Below are 1,370 nucleotides of genomic sequence, written 5' to 3'. Positions count from 1 at the left end.
GAGCAATGATGGCGTGAATAAGGGTCGGCGCCGTCTCCTGATCGGTGCTACATCCGCAGTTGGTGCGGTTGGTGCTGTAGGAGCAGCTGTCCCATTCGTAGCTTCCTGGAATCCAAGTGCTAAGGCAAAAACTGCTGGTGCGCCTGTGAAGGTGGACGTAAGCAAGTTGGAGCCAGGTCAGCAAATGGTTGTTAAATGGCGTGGCAAGCCAGTTTGGATCGTTCGTCGTAGTGAAGAAACACTGGCGAAACTTCCAGGTCTGGATTCCAATATGCAGGATCCTAACTCTGAAGCATCAATACAGCCTGAGTATGTGCCAAAAGATGCTACACGCGCAATTCGTACTGATATTGCTGTGTTGGTTGGTATTTGTACGCATCTGGGTTGCTCACCAACATACATTCCTGTAGTTGGTGCGGCTTCTGGACAGGGCGATGACTGGATCGGTGGTTACTACTGCCCATGTCACGGTTCTCGTTTTGACCTGTCTGGTCGTGTAATGAATGGCTCCCCGGCTCCAAGTAACCTGGTGATCCCGCCTCATCACTATGAGAGCGACAATGTGGTCATCGTTGGTGTAGATCAGGAGACTGCATAATGGCTGGTACACGTAACAAAGGAAACCCAGGTATCATGGGTTGGATTGATGATCGTTTCCCTGCGACAGCAATGTGGGAAGATCACCTGTCTAAATACTACGCTCCAAAGAACTTTAACTTCTGGTATTTCTTTGGTTCTCTGGCGCTGTTAGTACTGGTTAACCAGATCCTGACGGGTATCTGGCTGACAATGTCTTACAACCCTTCTGCGGAAGGTGCGTTTGCGTCTATCGAATATATCATGCGTGATGTTGAGTATGGTTGGTTGTTGCGTTATCTGCACACCACTGGTGCATCAGCATTCTTTGTTGTTGTCTACCTACACATGCTGCGTGGCATGATGTACGGTTCATACCGTAAGCCTCGTGAGCTGGTATGGCTGTTTGGTATGACAATCTACTTGGCGTTGATGGCTGAAGCGTTCATGGGCTACCTGCTGCCATGGGGGCAGATGTCTTACTGGGGTGCGCAGGTAATCGTATCCCTGTTCGCTGCAGTTCCTGTTATTGGTCCTGATCTGGCAGAGTGGATTCGTGGTGACTACCTGATCTCTGGTATCACTTTGAACCGTTTCTTCTCTCTGCATGTTATTGCCCTGCCTATCGTACTGCTTGCGCTGGTTGTTCTGCATATCATTGCGCTGCACGAAGTGGGTTCTAACAACCCTGACGGTGTTGAGATCAAAGAGAACAAAGATGAGAACGGTGTGCCTGTTGATGGTATCCCATTCCACCCTTACTACTCTGTTAAAGATATCGTGGGTGTGGTTGT

General features: G+C 49.4%; 2 protein-coding genes. Both read left to right on the top strand.

Going from position 1 to position 1,370, the window contains the following annotated elements; all coding sequences use genetic code 11:
* Nucleotides 1-598, top strand: a 598-nt coding sequence (gene petA / locus GY843_RS10195; RefSeq protein WP_297309184.1) for a ubiquinol-cytochrome c reductase iron-sulfur subunit, incomplete at its 5' end; no start/stop codon positions are given.
* Nucleotides 598-1,370, top strand: a 773-nt coding sequence (locus GY843_RS10190; protein ID WP_297309182.1) for a cytochrome bc complex cytochrome b subunit, incomplete at its 3' end; no start/stop codon positions are given. The genes petA and GY843_RS10190, both read left to right, overlap by 1 nt.

The organism is Neptuniibacter sp., assembly GCF_024231755.1.
Lineage (GTDB): Bacteria > Pseudomonadota > Gammaproteobacteria > Pseudomonadales > Balneatricaceae > Neptuniibacter.
This window is presented reverse-complemented; position numbering and strand designations above follow the sequence as displayed.